Origin of the sequence: Streptomyces sp. adm13(2018) (assembly GCF_008042145.1) — a bacterium.
GTDB lineage: Bacteria > Actinomycetota > Actinomycetes > Streptomycetales > Streptomycetaceae > Streptomyces.
On record NZ_RDBH01000141.1, the window covers coordinates 1,111,066 to 1,127,407 of the forward strand.

The 16,342-nt window shown below is 72.2% G+C and carries 17 protein-coding genes and 1 pseudogene; 7 read left to right on the forward strand and 11 right to left on the reverse strand.

Annotated features, from left to right (window positions below):
• Positions 1–57 precede the first annotated feature (57 nt).
• Complete coding sequence (locus EAO70_RS33200; protein WP_187284125.1) at positions 58–423, reverse strand: DoxX family protein; 366 nt, start codon at positions 421–423, stop codon at positions 58–60.
• 60 nt (positions 424–483) lie between these two features.
• On the opposite strand from EAO70_RS33200, the gene EAO70_RS33205 reads away from it, so the two are divergent.
• The 3 genes from EAO70_RS33205 (at position 484) to recX (ending at position 3,313) form a co-directional block, all read left to right on the forward strand.
• Complete coding sequence (locus tag EAO70_RS33205) at positions 484–1,365, forward strand: LysR family transcriptional regulator (RefSeq protein WP_148006450.1); 882 nt, start codon at positions 484–486, stop codon at positions 1,363–1,365.
• A gap of 243 nt (positions 1,366–1,608) precedes the next feature.
• Entirely contained in the window at positions 1,609–2,742 is a 1,134-nt protein-coding gene (recA, locus tag EAO70_RS33210) for a recombinase RecA (RefSeq protein WP_148006451.1), read from the forward strand.
• Between the two features lie 4 nt (positions 2,743–2,746).
• Positions 2,747–3,313 (forward strand): recombination regulator RecX, encoded by a 567-nt coding sequence (gene recX, locus EAO70_RS33215; protein WP_148006452.1) that lies wholly within the window; start codon positions 2,747–2,749, stop codon positions 3,311–3,313.
• A gap of 228 nt (positions 3,314–3,541) precedes the next feature.
• Here recX and EAO70_RS33220 read toward each other — a convergent pair whose 3' ends face one another.
• The 8 genes from EAO70_RS33220 to EAO70_RS33250 form a co-directional block, all read right to left on the reverse strand.
• Positions 3,542–3,961 carry a rhodanese-like domain-containing protein gene (locus tag EAO70_RS33220; RefSeq protein ID WP_187284126.1) on the reverse strand — a complete coding sequence of 140 codons (420 nt, stop codon included), beginning with the start codon at positions 3,959–3,961 and terminating at the stop codon, positions 3,542–3,544.
• Complete coding sequence (locus EAO70_RS33225; RefSeq protein WP_261993175.1) at positions 3,958–4,431, reverse strand: cysteine dioxygenase; 474 nt, start codon at positions 4,429–4,431, stop codon at positions 3,958–3,960. The genes EAO70_RS33220 and EAO70_RS33225 overlap by 4 nt, the downstream gene beginning before the upstream one ends.
• Positions 4,322–4,678, reverse strand: a complete 357-nt coding sequence (locus tag EAO70_RS40135) for a putative leader peptide (RefSeq protein ID WP_315986264.1) — start codon at positions 4,676–4,678, stop codon at positions 4,322–4,324. The genes EAO70_RS33225 and EAO70_RS40135 overlap by 110 nt, the downstream gene beginning before the upstream one ends.
• A gap of 32 nt (positions 4,679–4,710) precedes the next feature.
• Positions 4,711–6,489, reverse strand: coding sequence for an FAD-dependent monooxygenase (locus tag EAO70_RS33230; RefSeq protein ID WP_148006454.1), 1,779 nt, complete (start codon positions 6,487–6,489; stop codon positions 4,711–4,713).
• Positions 6,490–6,681: 192 nt separating this feature from the next.
• Complete coding sequence (locus EAO70_RS33235; protein ID WP_148006455.1) at positions 6,682–7,572, reverse strand: amino acid ABC transporter permease; 891 nt, start codon at positions 7,570–7,572, stop codon at positions 6,682–6,684.
• Entirely contained in the window at positions 7,569–8,243 is a 675-nt protein-coding gene (locus EAO70_RS33240; RefSeq protein ID WP_148006456.1) for an amino acid ABC transporter permease, read from the reverse strand. Before EAO70_RS33240 ends, EAO70_RS33235 begins: the two co-directional genes overlap by 4 nt.
• Before the next feature lie 120 nt (positions 8,244–8,363).
• Entirely contained in the window at positions 8,364–9,185 is an 822-nt protein-coding gene (locus tag EAO70_RS33245; protein WP_148006457.1) for a glutamate ABC transporter substrate-binding protein, read from the reverse strand.
• Between the two features lie 54 nt (positions 9,186–9,239).
• On the reverse strand, positions 9,240–10,028 hold the full coding sequence (locus EAO70_RS33250; RefSeq protein WP_148006458.1) for an amino acid ABC transporter ATP-binding protein: 789 nt from the start codon (positions 10,026–10,028) through the stop codon (positions 9,240–9,242).
• 295 nt (positions 10,029–10,323) lie between these two features.
• Here EAO70_RS33250 and EAO70_RS33255 point away from each other — a divergent pair, with 295 nt between their 5' ends.
• Both EAO70_RS33255 and EAO70_RS33260 read left to right on the forward strand, forming a co-directional pair.
• On the forward strand, positions 10,324–11,037 hold the full coding sequence (locus EAO70_RS33255) for a response regulator transcription factor (protein ID WP_148006459.1): 714 nt from the start codon (positions 10,324–10,326) through the stop codon (positions 11,035–11,037).
• Between the two features lie 18 nt (positions 11,038–11,055).
• Complete coding sequence (locus EAO70_RS33260) at positions 11,056–12,492, forward strand: sensor histidine kinase (RefSeq protein ID WP_148006460.1); 1,437 nt, start codon at positions 11,056–11,058, stop codon at positions 12,490–12,492.
• Here the strand turns inward: EAO70_RS33260 and EAO70_RS33265 are convergent.
• Both EAO70_RS33265 and EAO70_RS33270 read right to left on the reverse strand, forming a co-directional pair.
• Positions 12,471–13,469 carry a TAXI family TRAP transporter solute-binding subunit gene (locus tag EAO70_RS33265; protein WP_148006461.1) on the reverse strand — a complete coding sequence of 333 codons (999 nt, stop codon included), beginning with the start codon at positions 13,467–13,469 and terminating at the stop codon, positions 12,471–12,473. The genes EAO70_RS33260 and EAO70_RS33265 overlap by 22 nt on opposite strands.
• Positions 13,470–13,645: 176 nt before the next feature.
• Entirely contained in the window at positions 13,646–14,302 is a 657-nt protein-coding gene (locus EAO70_RS33270) for a DedA family protein (protein ID WP_148006462.1), read from the reverse strand.
• A gap of 195 nt (positions 14,303–14,497) precedes the next feature.
• Here EAO70_RS33270 and miaB point away from each other — a divergent pair, with 195 nt between their 5' ends.
• Positions 14,498–16,027, forward strand: a complete 1,530-nt coding sequence (gene miaB / locus EAO70_RS33275; RefSeq protein WP_148006463.1) for a tRNA (N6-isopentenyl adenosine(37)-C2)-methylthiotransferase MiaB — start codon at positions 14,498–14,500, stop codon at positions 16,025–16,027.
• Positions 16,028–16,155: 128 nt separating this feature from the next.
• Positions 16,156–16,342: pseudogene (locus tag EAO70_RS33280) on the forward strand (hypothetical protein); the annotation flags it as partial.

Sequence of the window (16,342 nt, forward strand, 5' to 3'; positions counted from 1 at the left end):
GTGCGGGGGATCCGGGGTGGCGAAGGCGAACTCCGTCGCCGGACCTGTGTGGGGCTTTCAGGAGGCCACGGTCAAGGCCAGCGAGGCGACGGCGGTGGCGAGGTAGAGGCCGGGAAACGCCAGGTTGTGGAGCACGCGGGCGCGTAGGTGGAAGGCGAGCGCGCCCAGGTAGAGCAGGACGAGACCGCCGGCCGCGGCGGCACCGAGGGGGCGCAGCGCGGAGTCGGAGAGGCCGAGGAGGAGGCCCGCCGACCCGGCCAGCTTGAGGGCGGCCAGCCGAGGCAGCCAGGATCGGGGGACACCCACCTCCGCCGAGTTGGCGAGCACGGAGCGCGCCCCGGCCAGGTCTGCGGCGGCCATCCCGGCGTTGATCGTGGCGGTGAACAGGGTGACGACGAGGAGGGCGATCTCGATACCGGTCATGCCCTCAGGTTCTGCGGGCACTCCGACGCCGTCCAATACCTGCTTCTATAACCTGGGGGCATGGATGTGGACACGCGCCTGCTCCGGTACTTCGCCGCGGTGGCCGAGGAGGGCAGCCTGACCGGGGCGGCGGAGCGGCTGTTCGTCTCGCAGCCCGCGCTGACCAAGCAGATCCGGCGCCTGGAGGAGGAGCTCGGGGGAGCGCTCTTCACGCGTTCACGGTCGGGGATGGCGCTGACCGAAGCCGGTCGTGAGCTTGCCTCGCGGGTGCCCGCGCTGCTGGACGGCTGGGACGAGGCGGTGCGGGCGACCGGCCGTGCGGCGCGGGTGCTGCGCCTGGGTTTCCTGGACGGCGGCGCGGTGGGCGGGGTCCCCGAGATCATCGCCGAGTTCCGCCGGGCGTGGCCGGAGTGGCGGGTGGAGCTGCGGCAGTTCGACTGGTCGGACCCGAGCGCCGGTCTGGCCCGGGGCGAGGTGGCCGCGGCCGTGGTGCGCCTGCCGTTTCCGGGACAGGAGCGGTTCGCCGTGCGCGAGCTGTTCGCCGAGGAGCGCGGGGTGCTGCTGCCGGCCCGGCATCCGCTGGCGGACAGCGAGACGGTGGAGTTCCGTGAGCTGTGGGACGAGCCGTTCGTCGCGGCCGGAGCCGGGACGGGAGCCTGGAGGGCGCACTGGCTGGCGGAGGACGAGCGGGACGGGCGCCCCGCCCGGGTCGGGGCCGTCACCAGCCTGCCGGACGAGTGGCTCGGAGCGGTGGCCGGCGGCTGCGTGGCGCTGGCCCCGGTGTCGGCGGCCCGGTTCCACTCCCGCCCGGACGTGGTGTTCCGTCCCGTGCGCGGGGTCTCACCGAGCCGCGTGGGGCTGGCCCGGCCTCGGCGGCGGACGCCCGATGCGGCGCTGGATCAGCTGCTGGAAGCCATCGCGCGCCGACTCGCCGGGAGCTGACGGCCGGGTCGGTGCCGCTCGACTTCGCTGCCACGGGTCGGGGCCGAAGAGGCCGGGTGGTGCTCGGCGAGTGCGCTTGACACTGAAATCGAACATCCATTCTCATGGAAGCCCGGCCCGTGGAATCTCGGGCATTTCGCCGAGTTGTCCACAGGCCGGAGGGGACGTCGGGGCCCATTGTCAGTGGCAGGGGTTAGCGTCTTTCACATGAAGCGATCGACTCAAGCAAACCGGGTGGAACCCATGGCAGGAACCGACCGCGAGAAGGCGCTCGAAGCCGCTCTCGCACAGATTGAACGCCAATTCGGCAAGGGCGCCGTGATGCGCATGGGCGACCGCACCCAGGAGCCGATCGAGGTGATCCCGACGGGATCGACCGCCCTCGACATCGCCCTCGGCGTCGGCGGCCTGCCGCGCGGCCGTGTCATCGAGGTCTACGGCCCGGAGTCCTCCGGCAAGACGACCCTGACCCTGCACGCGGTGGCCAACGCGCAGAAGGCCGGCGGCCAGGTGGCCTTCGTGGACGCCGAGCACGCCCTCGACCCCGAGTACGCCAGGAAGCTCGGCGTCGACATCGACAACCTGATCCTGTCCCAGCCGGACAACGGCGAGCAGGCCCTTGAGATCGTCGACATGCTGGTCCGCTCCGGCGCCCTCGACCTGATCGTCATCGACTCCGTCGCCGCGCTCGTCCCGCGCGCGGAGATCGAGGGCGAGATGGGCGACTCCCACGTCGGCCTCCAGGCCCGTCTGATGAGCCAGGCGCTCCGGAAGATCACCAGCGCGCTCAACCAGTCCAAGACCACCGCGATCTTCATCAACCAGCTCCGCGAGAAGATCGGCGTGATGTTCGGCTCGCCGGAGACCACGACCGGTGGCCGCGCCCTGAAGTTCTACGCCTCGGTGCGCCTCGACATCCGCCGCATCGAGACCCTCAAGGACGGCACGGACGCGGTCGGCAACCGCACCCGCGTCAAGGTCGTCAAGAACAAGGTCGCGCCGCCCTTCAAGCAGGCCGAGTTCGACATCCTCTACGGCCAGGGCATCAGCCGCGAGGGCGGCCTGATCGACATGGGCGTGGAGCACGGCTTCGTGCGCAAGGCCGGCGCCTGGTACACGTACGAGGGCGACCAGCTCGGCCAGGGCAAGGAGAACGCCCGTAACTTCCTCAAGGACAACCCCGACCTCGCCGACGAGATCGAGAGGAAGATCAAGGAGAAGCTCGGCGTGGGCGTCCGGCCCGAGGCCGCCGACGCGGCGAAGGACACGGCGGCCCCCGCCGCGGACGCCGCCGCCACGGACGACGCCGCCAAGAGCGTCCCGGCACCCGCCACCAAGACCGCGAAGGCGACCAAGGCCACCGCGGTCAAGAGCTGAACCAGTGACCGGTCGCACCGAATGGCCGGGTGACAGCCCCGACTCGTCGAGGGCCGAGAAAGAGCTGTCACCCCAGGACCCGGCTGAGCGGGCGCGGGCGATCTGCCTGCGCCTGCTCACCGGGAACCCCCGCACGCGCAAGCAGCTCGCCGACGCTCTGCGCAAGCGGGAGATCCCCGACGAGGTCGCCGAGGAGGTCCTCTCCCGCTTCGAGGACGCCGGACTCATCGACGACGCCGCCTTCGCCGGGGCCTGGGTGGAGTCCCGCCACCACGGCCGGGGCCTGGCCCGGCGGGCGCTCGCCCGCGAACTGCGGACCAAGGGCGTCGAGCCCACCCTGATCCAGGAGGCGGTGGAGCAGCTCGACTCCGACCAGGAGGAGGCCACCGCGCGGGAGCTCGTCGCCCGCAAGCTCCGCGCCACCCGCGGTCTCGACCGCGACCGGCGCTTGAGACGGCTCGCCGGGATGCTCGCCCGCAAGGGCTATCCCGAGGGCATGGCCCTCCGTGTCGTCCGCCAGGCGCTGGAGGCCGAGGGCGAGGACACGGACGGGCTCGACGCGTCCTTCTGATCCCCGGGGGAGATCAGAAGGACGCGTCGGGCACCGGCCGGGGCTCAGCCCGGCTATGACGAGCACCGGCCGGGCTCAGCCAGCCACTGGCGAGCTTGGGCCGCGCCCAGCCCGCCGACGTCGGGCACCGGGCCGCGGCTCGCCGCTGTCGGGCACCGGCCGGGCTCAGCCTGACGACATCGAGCACCAGCCGGGTTCAGCCCGCCGATGTCGAGCACCGGTCGCGGCTCAGCTTGCCGACGTCGGGAGCAGGACCGGGAGGCCCGCCGCCTTCCAGGCCTGGAAGCCGCCGATCACGTCGGTCGCCCGGTGCAGGCCCAGGCGGCGCAGGGACTCGGCCGCCAGGGACGAGGCATAGCCCTCGTTGCAGAGGACCACCACCAGCAGGTCGTGGCCGGTGGCCTCCGGCGCGCGATGGCTGCCCCGCGGGTCGAGCCGCCACTCCAGCTCGTTGCGCTCCACCACCAGCGCGCCCGGGATCAGACCGTCCCGTTCGCGCAGGGCCGCGTAGCGGGTGTCCACCAGAAGCGCCTCGCCCGTCTCGTAGGCCTCGTGGGCGGCCCGCGGTTCGATCCGGTCGAGGCCTGACCTGACCTGCTCCAGGAGTTCGTCGATGCCGATGCGCTCGTCGCCGCCGTGGTCGCTCACTGCCAGTCCTCCGGACGTTCGACCTGCTCGAGACGGAGCACCGCACCCGTACGGCTGAAGCGCCGGATCAGGGGCAGCGGCGGATAGTAGGCGTGCACCGACACCGCGTGGGTGTCGGGGGACTCGTTGAGCACCTCGTGCACATGGTGGCGGCCGAAGGCGCGGCCACCGCCCTCCGCCAGTCGGCGGGAGCGGTCGAGGCCGTCGGCCAGCTCCAGGGTCTTCCAGCCGCTCGCCGGCAGACGAACCGCCAGCGCGTTCTCCGTCAGGGCGCCGCGTGCGGTGGCGAAGGCGCCCTGCGAATCGGCGTGGTCGTGCCAGCCGGTGCCCGTGCCGGGCGGCCAGCCGATGAGCCAGGCCTCACTGCCGCCGGGGCCCTCCAGTCGTACCCATGTGCGGCCCTCGGGATCGAGCGGCAGGGAGTCGACGAGCTCCCGGTCCGCCGCGGTGCGCCGGACGAAGTCGAGCAGTTCGGCCGCCGTCGGGGCGCCCGAGGCCGGCGCGGCGGAATCGGTGGACGAGGAGGAGCTGGAAGAGGCGGAGGAAGCGTCGGCGGAGGCGTCGGCGGAAGAGGCCGCGGAGTCGCTCAGAGGGTGTGCGGGGGCGGGTTGGGACACGGGTGACCGTCCTGGGTTCGCTGAGGGGACCCACGCAGCCCGCGTAGCGGACGAGGTCCATATGGACCCTCCGCCACAGGCGCACATCGGTGTCGGTCACGCTCCGGAGTACACCATGGGCGCCTGCCGGAATCAATGCATGTCCGCCGAGCGGTCACTCCCCGTGGACACCCCGGCGGCCCCCACCTTCGCCGCAGCCTTCGCTCCGGAGCCCGCCCCGGCCCGGGCCGCCGCCTTCGTCCCGGTCCTCGCACCGGCGTCCGTCCCGCTCTCCCCGCCGTCCTCCGGCGCGGCCGGATCGTCGGTCGCGGAGCCGCCGCGGACCGCGTCCGCCGCCGCGTACAGCTCCGCGGGGTGGACGCCGGCGAAGGCCGCGACGAGGTGCCCGTCGGGCCGTACCAGCAGGACGGCGTGGGCGGGGGCGCCCGGGTAGGCCTCCGTGACCAGGACCTCCGCCTTCGCGGGCAGGGCCGAGACCGCCTCTTCGAGCCGGGGCATGACCCCCGCGCCGCGCCAGTGCCGCCGGTCCCACACCCCGGTGCCGGGGGCGACCAGGAGGACCAGGAGGCGGCCCTGACCGAGCCGGTCCCGGAGCCGTGCGGTCGTGCCGTCCGGGGCGGTCACGCGGACGTCCTCGACCGGAGCCCCCTCCGGCGTGCCCACCGGCGTACGGCCCTCGGTGTACGGAGGCGCGAGAGGCGAGTGGGGGTACGCCGGGGGCGCGCCCAGCGGGCCGCGCCCCACATGGCCGTCGGTGAGCAGCGCGTCGTGGCCGCGCGCCGCCCCCGGGAGGTACGTCCGCAGGCCGCCGCCGCCCCGCAGGACCGGCAGCGACTGGTCGGCGCCGCGCAGCCGGTGGGCGACGGCCGCCCGCCGCTCGCTCTGGTAGCTGTCGAGCAGCCGCTCGGAGGCGCCGTGGTGCCAGGTGTGGGCCAGCTTCCAGGCGAGGTTGTCGACGTCCCGCAGCCCCTCGTCGAGCCCCTGGGTGCCGACCGCGCCGAGCAGGTGCGCCGCGTCCCCGGCGAGCAGGACGCGGTCGACCCGCCAGCGGCGGGCGAGCCGGTGATGGAGGGTGTGGACGCCGGTGTCGATGAGTTCGTACGGGGGTGTCACGCCGTCGCACCAGCCTGCCAGCGTCTCGCGGATCCGGGCGACGAGCGCGTCCGGGGTCACCAGGTCGCCCCGGGGCGGCAGCAGCCAGTCGATCCGCCACACCCCGTCGGGCAGCGGGCGGGCGGAGATCTCGTCGGGGGCGCCGCGCCACGGCGGCTGACGGTGCAGCAGTGCCTCGCCGGGCCAGGGGAGTTCGGTGCGGAGCGCGGCGACCGCGTGCCGCTCGACGGCCGTACGACCCGGGAAGCGGATGCCGAGCAGCTTGCGCACGGTCGAGCGGGCGCCGTCGCAGCCCACCAGATGGCTGCCGCGCCACCAGGTGCCCGCCGGGCCCCGGGTGTGGGCGACCACGCCGTCGCGGTCCTGCTCGATGGTGTCGAGCCGGGCCTCGGTGACGAGCCGGATCAGCTTCTGGTGCCCGATCGCGTCGCGCAGCCCGCGCGCGAGGGCGTGCTGGGGGATGTGCAGCGGCGCGGCGGGGGCGGAGGGCGCGGCGGGGTCCTCGGACCATTCCTCCGTGCCGCCGAGTCCGACGTCGAGGGTGAGGCTGCGGACCACCTGGCGGCGGCGCATGCCGCGCCAGCCGACCCAGCGGACGCCCTCGTCACGGAGGGTGGTGCAGCCGAGCCGCTCGACCATCGCGGCCGTGTCGGCGCGCAGCACGACACTGCGGGCGGGGCGTGGTTCGTCCTTGCCCGAGCCCTCGTCGAGGACGATGCTGGGCACGCCCTGCGCGGCGAGCGCGAGGGAGAGCGCGAGGCCGACCGGCCCCGCGCCCACGATGATCACCGGGTCCACGGCGCGGCTCCTGAAGGCCGGACGGTCATGGGGGCAGCACATACGAGTGTGGCACGAGCCCGGTGCTTGATCACAGACCGTATGCAACCCACTGAGGGTGCTTGCGTCAAGCGACGGGGTGGGCGCGGTGCGGCCGACCTGAAGTCGGTGCCGCTCCGGCCCACCCCTGTGGTTCCGCGGACCCCCGGGGGGTCAGGCGCCGCTGACGGCGTCGCTCTTCACCTCGGCGGGTCCGCCCTGGGCGGGGATGGCCGGCCCGGCGGACTTCCTGCCCTGGCGCAGGCGCTTCTCCAGGCGTCCCGCGAGGGCGGTGATGATCGCGTTGAGGGCGATGTAGATCAGCGCGATGACGGTGAAGGTGGCGATCGTATTGGCGCCGTAGTTGGCGGTGATCTGCCGGTTCTGGCTGAGCAGCTCCGCGAAGCCGAGCAGCGCGCCGCCGAGCGCCGTGTCCTTCACGATCACGACGAGCTGGCTGACCAGGGCGGGGAGCATGACGGTGACGGCCTGCGGGAGCAGGACGTACAGCATGGTCTGGCCCTTGCGCATGCCGAGTGCCTCGGCCGCGTCGCCCTGGCCGCGGGGCAGCGAGAGCACACCGGCCCGGACGATCTCGGCGATCACCGAGGCGTTGTAGAGCACGAGGCCGGTGACGACCGCGTACAGCGGGCGGAAGTCGGAGCTGATGGTCGTGAACTCCCGGTAGAGGGAGGCCGCGAACACCATCAGGATCAGCACCGGGATGGCACGGAAGAACTCCACGACGGCACCGACGGGGACCCGCACCCAGCGGTGGTCGGAGAGCCGGCCGATGCCGAGGAGGGCACCGAGCGGCAGCGCGATCAGGATCGCGAGGCCGGCCGCCTTGAGGGTCTCGGTCAGACCGGGCAGCAGATACGTCGTCCAGACCCGGGAGTCGGTGACGAACGGACTCCACTTGTCGGCGGCCAGCTGGTTCTTGTCGTTGAGGGCCACGAGGACCCACCACGCCGCCAGGGCGAGGACCGCGAGGAACCCGATCGTGAAGAGCAGGTTGCGCCGCTTGGCCCGCGGCCCGGGGGTGTCGTACAGGACGGAACTCATCGCTTCACCGCCAGTCGCTTGGCCGCCCAGCCGAAGAACAGGCCGGCCGGAAGGGTGAGAACGATGAAGCCGAAGGCGAAGACGGCGAAGACGGCGAAGAGCGCGTCGGCCTCGTTCTCGATCATCTCCTTCATCAGCAGGGCCGCCTCCGCCGCGCCGATCGCCGCCGCCACGGTGGTGTTCTTCGTGAGGGCGATGAGGACGTTGGCAAGCGGGGTCACCGCCGCGCGGAACGCCTGGGGGAGGACCACCAGGGTCAGGACCTGGAAGAAGTTCATCCCCAGCGCACGGGCGGCCTCGGCCTGCCCGGCCGGCACGGTGTTGATGCCCGAGCGCAGCGCCTCGCAGACGAAGGTGCCGGTGTAGGCGATGAGTCCGAGGACCGCCAGCCGGAAGCCGATGTCCTCGGAGCGGTCCGCGCCGAGCGTGATGTTGAGCGTCTGGTCGAGGCCGAACGAGCAGGCCACGAGGACGACGGTCAGCGGGGTGTTCCGGACGAGGTTCACGTACGTGGTGCCGAAGCCCCGCATGAGGGGTACCGGGCTGACTCGCATGGTGGCGAGGGCGGTGCCCCAGATCAGGGAGCCGATCGCCGAGTAGAGGGCGAGCTTCGCCGTCACCCAGAAGGCGCCGAGCAGGTCGTACTGCCCGGAATCAAGAAAGTCGAACACGATGCCCCGCGCTCTCCCCTGGTGGTCGGTCGGTGTGGAGGCCGCTGCGTGGGCAGCGGCCGGTGCCGGGGTGACGGCCGCCGTCGAGCGGGGCGGCCGTCACGGACCGGGCGGGGTGGTTCAGCCGGTGATCTTCGGCGCGGGGTCGTTCTTGTAGCCCGAGGGGCCGAAGTTCTGCTTGACGAGCTTGTCCCAGGTGCCGTCGGAGACCATCTTCTCCAGGGCCTTGTTGATCTTGCCCTTGAGGTCGGAGTCGCCCTTCTTGAGGCCGATGCCGTAGTTCTCGTCGCTCAGGGAGAGGCCGGCGAGCTTGAACTTGCCCTGGTGCTCCTTCTGCGAGGCGTAGCCCGCGAGGATGGAGGCGTCCGTGGTCAGGGCGTCGACCCGCTTGTTCTCCAGGCCGGTCAGGCACTCGGAGTAGCCGCCGAGCTGCTGGAGGTCGGCCTTGGGGGCGAGCTTCTCCTTGACGTTCTGCGCGGAGGTCGAGCCGGTGACCGAGCAGAGCCTCTTGGTGTTGAGGTCCTCGGCCTTGGTGATCGAGGAGTCGTCGGCGCGCACCAGCAGGTCCTGGTGGGTCACGAAGTACGGGCCGGCGAAGTCGACCTCCTTGAGGCGCTTCTCGTTGATCGAGTAGCTGGCGACGACGAACTTCACGTCACCGTTCTTGATCAGGTTCTCGCGCTCGGCGCTCGGCGCCTGCTTCCATTCGATCTTGTCCTCGGCGAAGCCCAGCTCCTTGGCGACGTACTTGGCGACGTCGACGTCGAAGCCCGCGTACGTGCCGTCCGGGGTCTTCAGACCGAGGCCCGGCTGGTCGAACTTGATGCCGATGGTGATCTTGTCACCGTTGCTGCCCGAGTCCGATCCGGTGCCACAGGCGGTGGCGGTCAGGGCGAGGACGACGGCGGCCGCGGCGGCGGCAGGGGTGCGGCGAAGCTTCATCGAGGAATGTCCCTTGGTCTAGAAGTGAGTGGGGAAGGATAGGCCCGAACTCGCTCAGTGGTGAAGGATCTTGGAGAGGAAGTCCTTGGCCCGGTCACTGCGCGGGTTGCTGAAGAACTCCTCGGGCGTCGCCTGTTCGACGATGCGGCCGTCCGCCATGAACACGACCCGGTTGGCGGCGGAGCGCGCGAAGCCCATCTCGTGGGTCACGACGACCATCGTCATGCCGTCCCGCGCCAGTTGCTGCATGACCTCGAGGACCTCGTTGATCATCTCGGGGTCCAGCGCGGAGGTCGGCTCGTCGAACAGCATGACCTTCGGGCCCATCGCGAGCGCGCGGGCGATCGCCACGCGCTGCTGCTGGCCGCCGGACAGCTGCGCCGGGTACTTGTCCGCCTGGCTGCCGACGCCGACCCGGTCGAGCAGGGCGCGGGCCTTCTCCTCGGCGGCCTTCTTCTCCGTCTTCCGGACCTTGATCTGGCCCAGCATCACGTTCTCGAGCACCGTCTTGTGCGCGAAGAGGTTGAACGACTGGAAGACCATGCCGACGTCGGAACGCAGGCGCGCGAGCTCCTTGCCCTCCGCCGGCAGCGGCTTGCCGTCGATGGTGATGGTGCCGGAGTCGACGCTCTCCAGCCGGTTGATCGTGCGGCACAGCGTCGACTTGCCGGACCCGGAGGGTCCGATGACGACCACGACCTCACCGCGGCTGATCGTCAGATCGATGTCCTGGAGGACATGCAGTGCGCCGAAGTGCTTGTTCACGCCGGACAGGACGACCAGGTCGCCGTCCGCGGCGCGGGGGGTGTCCTCGGGACCCTTGGACACTGACTCTCCGCTCATCGGGCTCTAGCTCCGTCCTCCTCGGTTGGGGAGGACACTAGAGACCCGATGTGATGACCGTCATCACATCTGAGCGGAAATTGAGGATAACGATCCGGCCGCAACCGGACACACTGTGTGAACGGGACAGCCGGGGCCGTACCGGCTGCATAACGGAAACGCCGCCGTCACAGGGCGACACTTGACTGTGACACCGGAGATCGGTGTTCATGCCTTGGTACCACCTGGTACACAGAGAGCCGCTATCAGGACCGCGACCGGCGCGGCCACGGAGACCCCCACGGAGGAGGCACGTATGCGACTGCTGCTCGTCGAGGACGACGACCACGTCGCCGCCGCCCTCTCCGCGATCCTCGCGAAGCACGGCTTCACGGTGACCCACGCCCGCAACGGCGAGGAGGCGCTCCAGGCCGTGCTCCCCACGGCACAGGGCGAGCGCCCCTCGTACGGGGTGATCCTGCTGGACCTCGGCCTGCCCGACCAGGACGGCTACCAGGTCTGCGGCCGTATCCGGAAGCTCACCACCACCCCGGTGATCATGGTGACCGCGCGCGGCGACGTGCGCTCGCGGATCCACGGACTCAACCTCGGCGCCGACGACTACGTCGTCAAGCCCTACGACCCCGGCGAGCTGCTCGCCCGTATCCACGCCGTCAGCCGGCGCAACGCGGGCACCGAGGAGGCCGCCGGAACCGGCGCGCCCGCCGACGGCACCCAGCTGCGGCTCGGCTCCGTCACCATCGAGCTGCCCACCCGCCGCGTCAGCGTCGACGGCGAGAGCGTGCCCCTCACCCGCAAGGAGTTCGACCTGCTGGCCCTCCTCGCGCAGCGACCCGGCGTCGTCTTCCGCCGCGAGCAGATCATCAGCGAGGTCTGGCGCACCAGTTGGGAGGGGACCGGCCGCACCCTGGAGGTGCACGTCGCCTCCCTGCGCTCCAAGCTCCGGATGCCCACCCTGATCGAGACCGTACGGGGCGTGGGCTACCGCCTGGTCGCCCCCGCCGCGTAACCGCCGGACGGCCCCTCCGTGCGCACCCGCCTCCTTCCGCTGCTCATCGTGCTGATGGCCGGCGTCCTGCTCGCCCTCGGCTTCCCGCTCGCCGCCAGCCTTGCCGCCTCCGAGCAGCAGCGGGTCGTCGTCGACCGCCTCGACGACGCCGCCCGGTTCGCCGCGCTCGCCCAGTTCGTCAACGAGACCAGCCCCGGCACCGACGAGCGCCGCACCACGCTCGGCGGCGAACTCGCCAGCTACCACGACGTGTACGACATCCGGGCCGGCATCTTCTACCGCGATAACCGGTCCATGGCCGCCGCCCCCGAGGACTGGGTGCTCCCCTACGAGGGGGAGGGCCGCCGCGCCTTCAACGAGTCGCTGCTCGGCCGCCGCAGCCACGACCCGCCCCAGGTGTGGCCCTGGCAGGCCCACGCCCGGCTGATCATCGCCTCACCGGTCGTCCGCGACGGCGACGTCATCGCGGTCGTCGTCACCGACTCGCCGACCGGTCAGCTCCGGCTCCGCATCCTGCGCGGCTGGCTGCTGATCATCGCCGGCGAGTCCCTGGCCATGCTGGTCGCCGTCGGCGCCGCCTTCCGGCTCACCGGCTGGGTCCTGCGGCCCGTCCGCGTCCTCGACTCCGTCACCCACGACATCGCCACCGGCCGGATGAACTCCCGGGTCGCGGCGACCGGCGGCCCGCCCGAACTCCGTCGTCTCGCGCTCTCGTTCAACGAGATGGCCGACAACGTCGAGGAGGCGCTCGAACAGCAGCGGGCGTTCGTCGCCGACGCCTCCCACCAGCTGCGCAACCCGCTCGCCGCCCTCCTGCTGCGCATCGAACTGCTCGCCATGGAGCTCCCCGAGGGGAACGAGGAGATCGCCTCCGTACGGACCGAGGGCAAGCGGCTCTCACAGGTCCTCGACGACCTCCTCGACCTGGCGCTCGCCGAGCACACGGCGGCCGAACTGCGACTGGTCGACGTCGGCGCGCTCGCCGCCGAGCGGGTCGCGTCCTGGCGGCCGGTCGCCGACGACAAGGGCGTCGTGCTCGCCGGCGCGTGCGGGGCGGTCACCGCCTGGGCGGACCCGGTGGCGCTCTCCAGCGCCCTGGACGCGGTGATCGACAACGCGCTGAAGTTCACCCCGGCCGGCGAGCAGGTCACCGTCACGGCGGAGCCCGTGCCCGGCGGGGACGAGGTCGCCGTCGTCGTGGCCGACCACGGCCCCGGCCTCACGGACGAGGAGCTGGACCGCGTCGGCGACCGCTTCTGGCGCGCGGGCCGCCACCAGAACGTCAAGGGCTCGGGCCTCGGCCTCTCGATCACCCGCGTCCTGCTCACGGCGGGCGGCGGTGGCATCGCCTTCGCGCCGAACGAGCCCCACGGGCTGCGCGTGACGGTGACCGTGCCCCGGAACCAGCCGGCGGCGAGGGGCGACCGCGAGGGTCAGGGCTTCACCGAGCGGTAGTAACGGCGGGCGCCCTCGTGGAGCGTCAGCGGCTCGGTGTAGACGGCGGTTCGCAGGTCCACCAGCTGGGCCGGATGGACCTGGCCGCCGATCCGGTCCCGGCTCCTGATCACCGTCCGGGTGAAGCCCTCCACCAGGTCCGCGTCCGCGTCCACCGTGGTGACCAGGAGGTTCGCCACCGCCAGGGTCTCGATCGCGCTGCCGTCCTGCGCCTTGGCGTACGAGTCGGCCGGGATCTCCGCCGACCGGTAGTGGCGGGTCGACCCGCCCACGTCGTGGAGCCGGTCGACCAGCGCCTTGTCGAGGGGGAGCAGCCGGATCTCGTAGTTCTCGGCGAGCGTCTGCACGGCCTGGGTCGGCAGGCCGCCCGACCAGAAGAAGGCGTCGAGCTCGCCCCGCTCCAGGAGCCCGGGCATCGTGTTGATGCCCAGCGAGTACGCCTCGACGTCCCGGTCGGGGGTCAGCCCGGCGGCGGCCAGCACCCGGTCGGCGATCAGCCGCACGCCGGAGCCGTCCTGGCCCACGCCCACCTTGAGGCCCCGCAGGTCCTGCACGGTCTGCAGGTCGGAGCCCTTCCGCACGACGAGCTGGACGTAGTCGTCGTAGAGGCGCGCGCAGCCGCGCAGCCGCTCGAAGCCGGGCCGGCGCTCCCGCTGGTACTGGGCGACGGCGTCGGCCGTCGCGATGGTGAAGTCGGCCTTGCCCGAGGCCACCCGGGACAGGTTCTGCTGGGAGCCCTCACTGTCGGTGAGGGTTATCGAGACCTCGGGCATGTCCTGCGCGAGGGCCTGCTTGAGCAGCGCGCCGTACCGCTGGTAGACGCCGGTGGGCACGCCCGTACTGAACGTGAGGGAGCCGCTCGGCGCGGGGGAGCCGAACGGGACCAGCCACCACACCAGCACTCCGCACACCGCGAGCAGCGCGGCCGCGCCCGCGAGGACACGACGGCGGGCGGTACGGGCGAGGGAGGCGAACATGCTCGCGATCCTGCCAGGCGGCGGGCGTGTCTGGCCAGGATCGAGGGTGTGAGGTCGATCGGGGGCGGGGCGCGCCGGTGACCGCACCCCTGCCGATACCCCGGGCCGCTCGCCGGTTCCCGGCGAGCACACCGCCGAGGTTCTCGCCGAGTGGCGCCGCTGACCGACGAGCCCCGTCAGGAGGAGCGCCGGTCCTCGGACCGGCCCCGCATCCGGACCGTCACATAGGCGATGACGCCGACGACGGCGAGGCCCAGGACCACCTTCGACAGGACACCGACGTAGGTGCCCACGACGTCCCACCGGTCGCCCAGCCAGTAGCCGGCCAGGACGAGAGCGGTGTTCCAGATGAGGCTGCCGAGCGCGGTGAGGCCGACGAACAGCGGCATCGGCATCCGCTCGACACCGGCCGGCACCGAGACCAGGCTTCGGAAGACCGGCACCATCCGGCCGAGGAAGACGGCCTTGGTTCCGTGCTTCGCGAACCACTCCTCGGTACGGACCAGGTCGGAGGCCTTCACCAGGGGCAGCTTCCCCCACAGCGTGTGCATCCGCTCCCGGCCGACCAGGACCCCGATCCAGTACAGCGCCACCGCGCCGACCACCGAGCCGAGCGTCGTCCAGAACAGCGCCGAGGCCAGACTCAGCACGCCCTGACCGGCGGCGAAGCCGGTGAGCGGCAGGATGACCTCGCTCGGGAGGGGCGGGAAGAGGTTCTCCAAGGCGATGGCCAGGCCGGCGCCCGGTCCGCCCAGGGTGTCGACGAGGCCGGCTGCCCAGCCCGCTATGCCGTCGGCGGGCTGCTGGGCGGACGCCGTGGTGGTGAGTTTCACGCGGACTCCAGGTGGCCGGGGAGGGTGGGTTCGGATGCCCCGTCCGTCTCCTTCGAAACCAGGCGCCGCTCCGCGCCGGTACGAGGGGCGCGGTCCGCCCCGGTGGGGAACCGCACTCCCACCCTACGGAGGCAGGGGGGCCGGGCGCCCGCGGGCCGGGCGGAGGCCTTCCACGGACCGCCTACCCTTGGACGCATGACGAGCAGCAGCGACCGGAGCACCGCAGTGAGCGTTGACGGCACCAAGACCTATGAGATCCGCACCTACGGGTGCCAGATGAACGTCCACGACTCCGAGCGGCTCTCCGGTCTGCTGGAAGAGGCGGGTTACGTCCAGGCCCCCAAGGGCTCCGACGGGGACGCCGACGTCGTCGTCTTCAACACCTGCGCCGTCCGCGAGAACGCCGACAACAAGCTGTACGGCAACCTCGGCCGGCTCGCCCCGCGGAAGACCACCCGCCCCGGCATGCAGATCGCCGTCGGCGGCTGCCTCGCGCAGAAGGACCGCGACACCATCGTCGAGAAGGCCCCCTGGGTCGACGTGGTCTTCGGCACGCACAACATCGGGAAGCTGCCCGTCCTCCTGGAGCGCGCCCGCGTGCAGGAGGAGGCGCAGATCGAGATCGCCGAGTCGCTGGAGGCGTTCCCCTCGACGCTGCCGACCCGCCGCGAGTCCGCGTACGCCGCCTGGGTGTCGATCTCCGTCGGCTGCAACAACACCTGCACCTTCTGCATCGTGCCCGCGCTGCGCGGCAAGGAGGAGGACCGCCGCCCCGGCGACATCCTCGCCGAGATCGAGGCGCTGGTCGCCGAGGGCGTCTCCGAGATCACCCTGCTCGGCCAGAACGTGAACGCCTACGGCTCCGACCTCGGCGACCGCGAGGCCTTCTCCAAGCTGCTGCGCGCCTGCGGTCGGATCGAGGGCCTGGAGCGGGTCCGCTTCACCTCGCCGCACCCGCGCGACTTCACCGACGACGTGATCGCGGCGATGGCCGAGACGCCGAACGTCATGCCGCAGCTGCACATGCCGATGCAGTCCGGCTCGGACGCGATCCTCCGGGCGATGCGCCGCTCGTACCGGCAGGAGCGTTTCCTCGGGATCATCGAGAAGGTCCGCGCGGCGATCCCGCACGCCGCCATCTCCACCGACATCATCGTGGGCTTCCCCGGCGAGACCGAGGAGGACTTCGAGCAGACCATGCACGCCGTCCGCGAGGCCCGCTTCGCGAACGCCTTCACCTTCCAGTACTCCAAGCGCCCCGGGACCCCGGCGGCCGACATGGAGGGCCAGATCCCCAAGGAGGTCGTGCAGGAGCGCTACATGCGGCTCGTCGCCCTCCAGGAGGAGATCTCCTGGGACGAGAACAAGAAGCAGGTCGGCCGCACCCTGGAGGTCATGGTCGCCGAGGGCGAGGGCCGCAAGGACGGCGCCACGGACCGCCTGTCGGGCCGCGCCCCCGACAACCGGCTCGTCCACTTCACCAAGCCGGACGAGGACGTCCGCCCCGGCGACGTCGTGACCGTCGCGATCACCTACGCGGCCCCGCACCACCTGCTCGCCGAGGGCCCCGTGACGGCGGTGCGCCGCACCCGCGCGGGCGACGCCTGGGAGAAGCGCAACGCGGCGGCGGCCGCGAAGCCGGCGGGCGTCCTCCTGGGCCTCCCGAAGTTCGGCGTACCGGCCCCCCTCCCGGCGGCCGAGGCCCCGGCCTGCGGAAGCCACTGACACGCTGAGGCGCGGGGCGGGGAGCCGGGCGCCCCCGCCCGGCCGTCCGGCCCGGCCTTCGTCGTCGGCGGCGCGTCACGGCGTCCGGGGCCCCGGGGCCGTCCGAGGGGCGCAGTAGGCTGCCGATCATGCTTGTCGCCGCCGCCGTCTGCCCCTGCCCGCCGCTCCTCGTCCCCGAGGTCGCGACCGGTGCCGCCCCCGAGCTGGACGCCGCTCGGGCGGCCTGTACGGACGCGGTCGGGCTGCTCGCCGCGGCCCGGCCCGACCGGCTGTACGTGGCCGGACCGGCCGACGAGGGCGCCCACGGCGTCTACC

Bases quoted from the DNA above. Each gene is read 5' to 3' on its own strand.
- EAO70_RS33200 (WP_187284125.1), bottom strand. From the start codon at position 423: ATGACCGGTATCGAGATCGCCCTCCTCGTCGTCACCCTGTTCACCGCC.
- EAO70_RS33205 (WP_148006450.1), top strand. From the start codon at position 484: ATGGATGTGGACACGCGCCTGCTCCGGTACTTCGCCGCGGTGGCCGAG.
- recA (WP_148006451.1), top strand. From the start codon at position 1,609: ATGGCAGGAACCGACCGCGAGAAGGCGCTCGAAGCCGCTCTCGCACAG.
- EAO70_RS33235 (WP_148006455.1), bottom strand. From the start codon at position 7,572: ATGAGTTCCGTCCTGTACGACACCCCCGGGCCGCGGGCCAAGCGGCGC.
- EAO70_RS33245 (WP_148006457.1), bottom strand. From the start codon at position 9,185: ATGAAGCTTCGCCGCACCCCTGCCGCCGCCGCGGCCGCCGTCGTCCTC.
- EAO70_RS33250 (WP_148006458.1), bottom strand. From the start codon at position 10,028: ATGAGCGGAGAGTCAGTGTCCAAGGGTCCCGAGGACACCCCCCGCGCC.
- EAO70_RS33255 (WP_148006459.1), top strand. From the start codon at position 10,324: ATGCGACTGCTGCTCGTCGAGGACGACGACCACGTCGCCGCCGCCCTC.
- EAO70_RS33265 (WP_148006461.1), bottom strand. From the start codon at position 13,469: ATGTTCGCCTCCCTCGCCCGTACCGCCCGCCGTCGTGTCCTCGCGGGC.
- miaB (WP_148006463.1), top strand. From the start codon at position 14,498: ATGACGAGCAGCAGCGACCGGAGCACCGCAGTGAGCGTTGACGGCACC.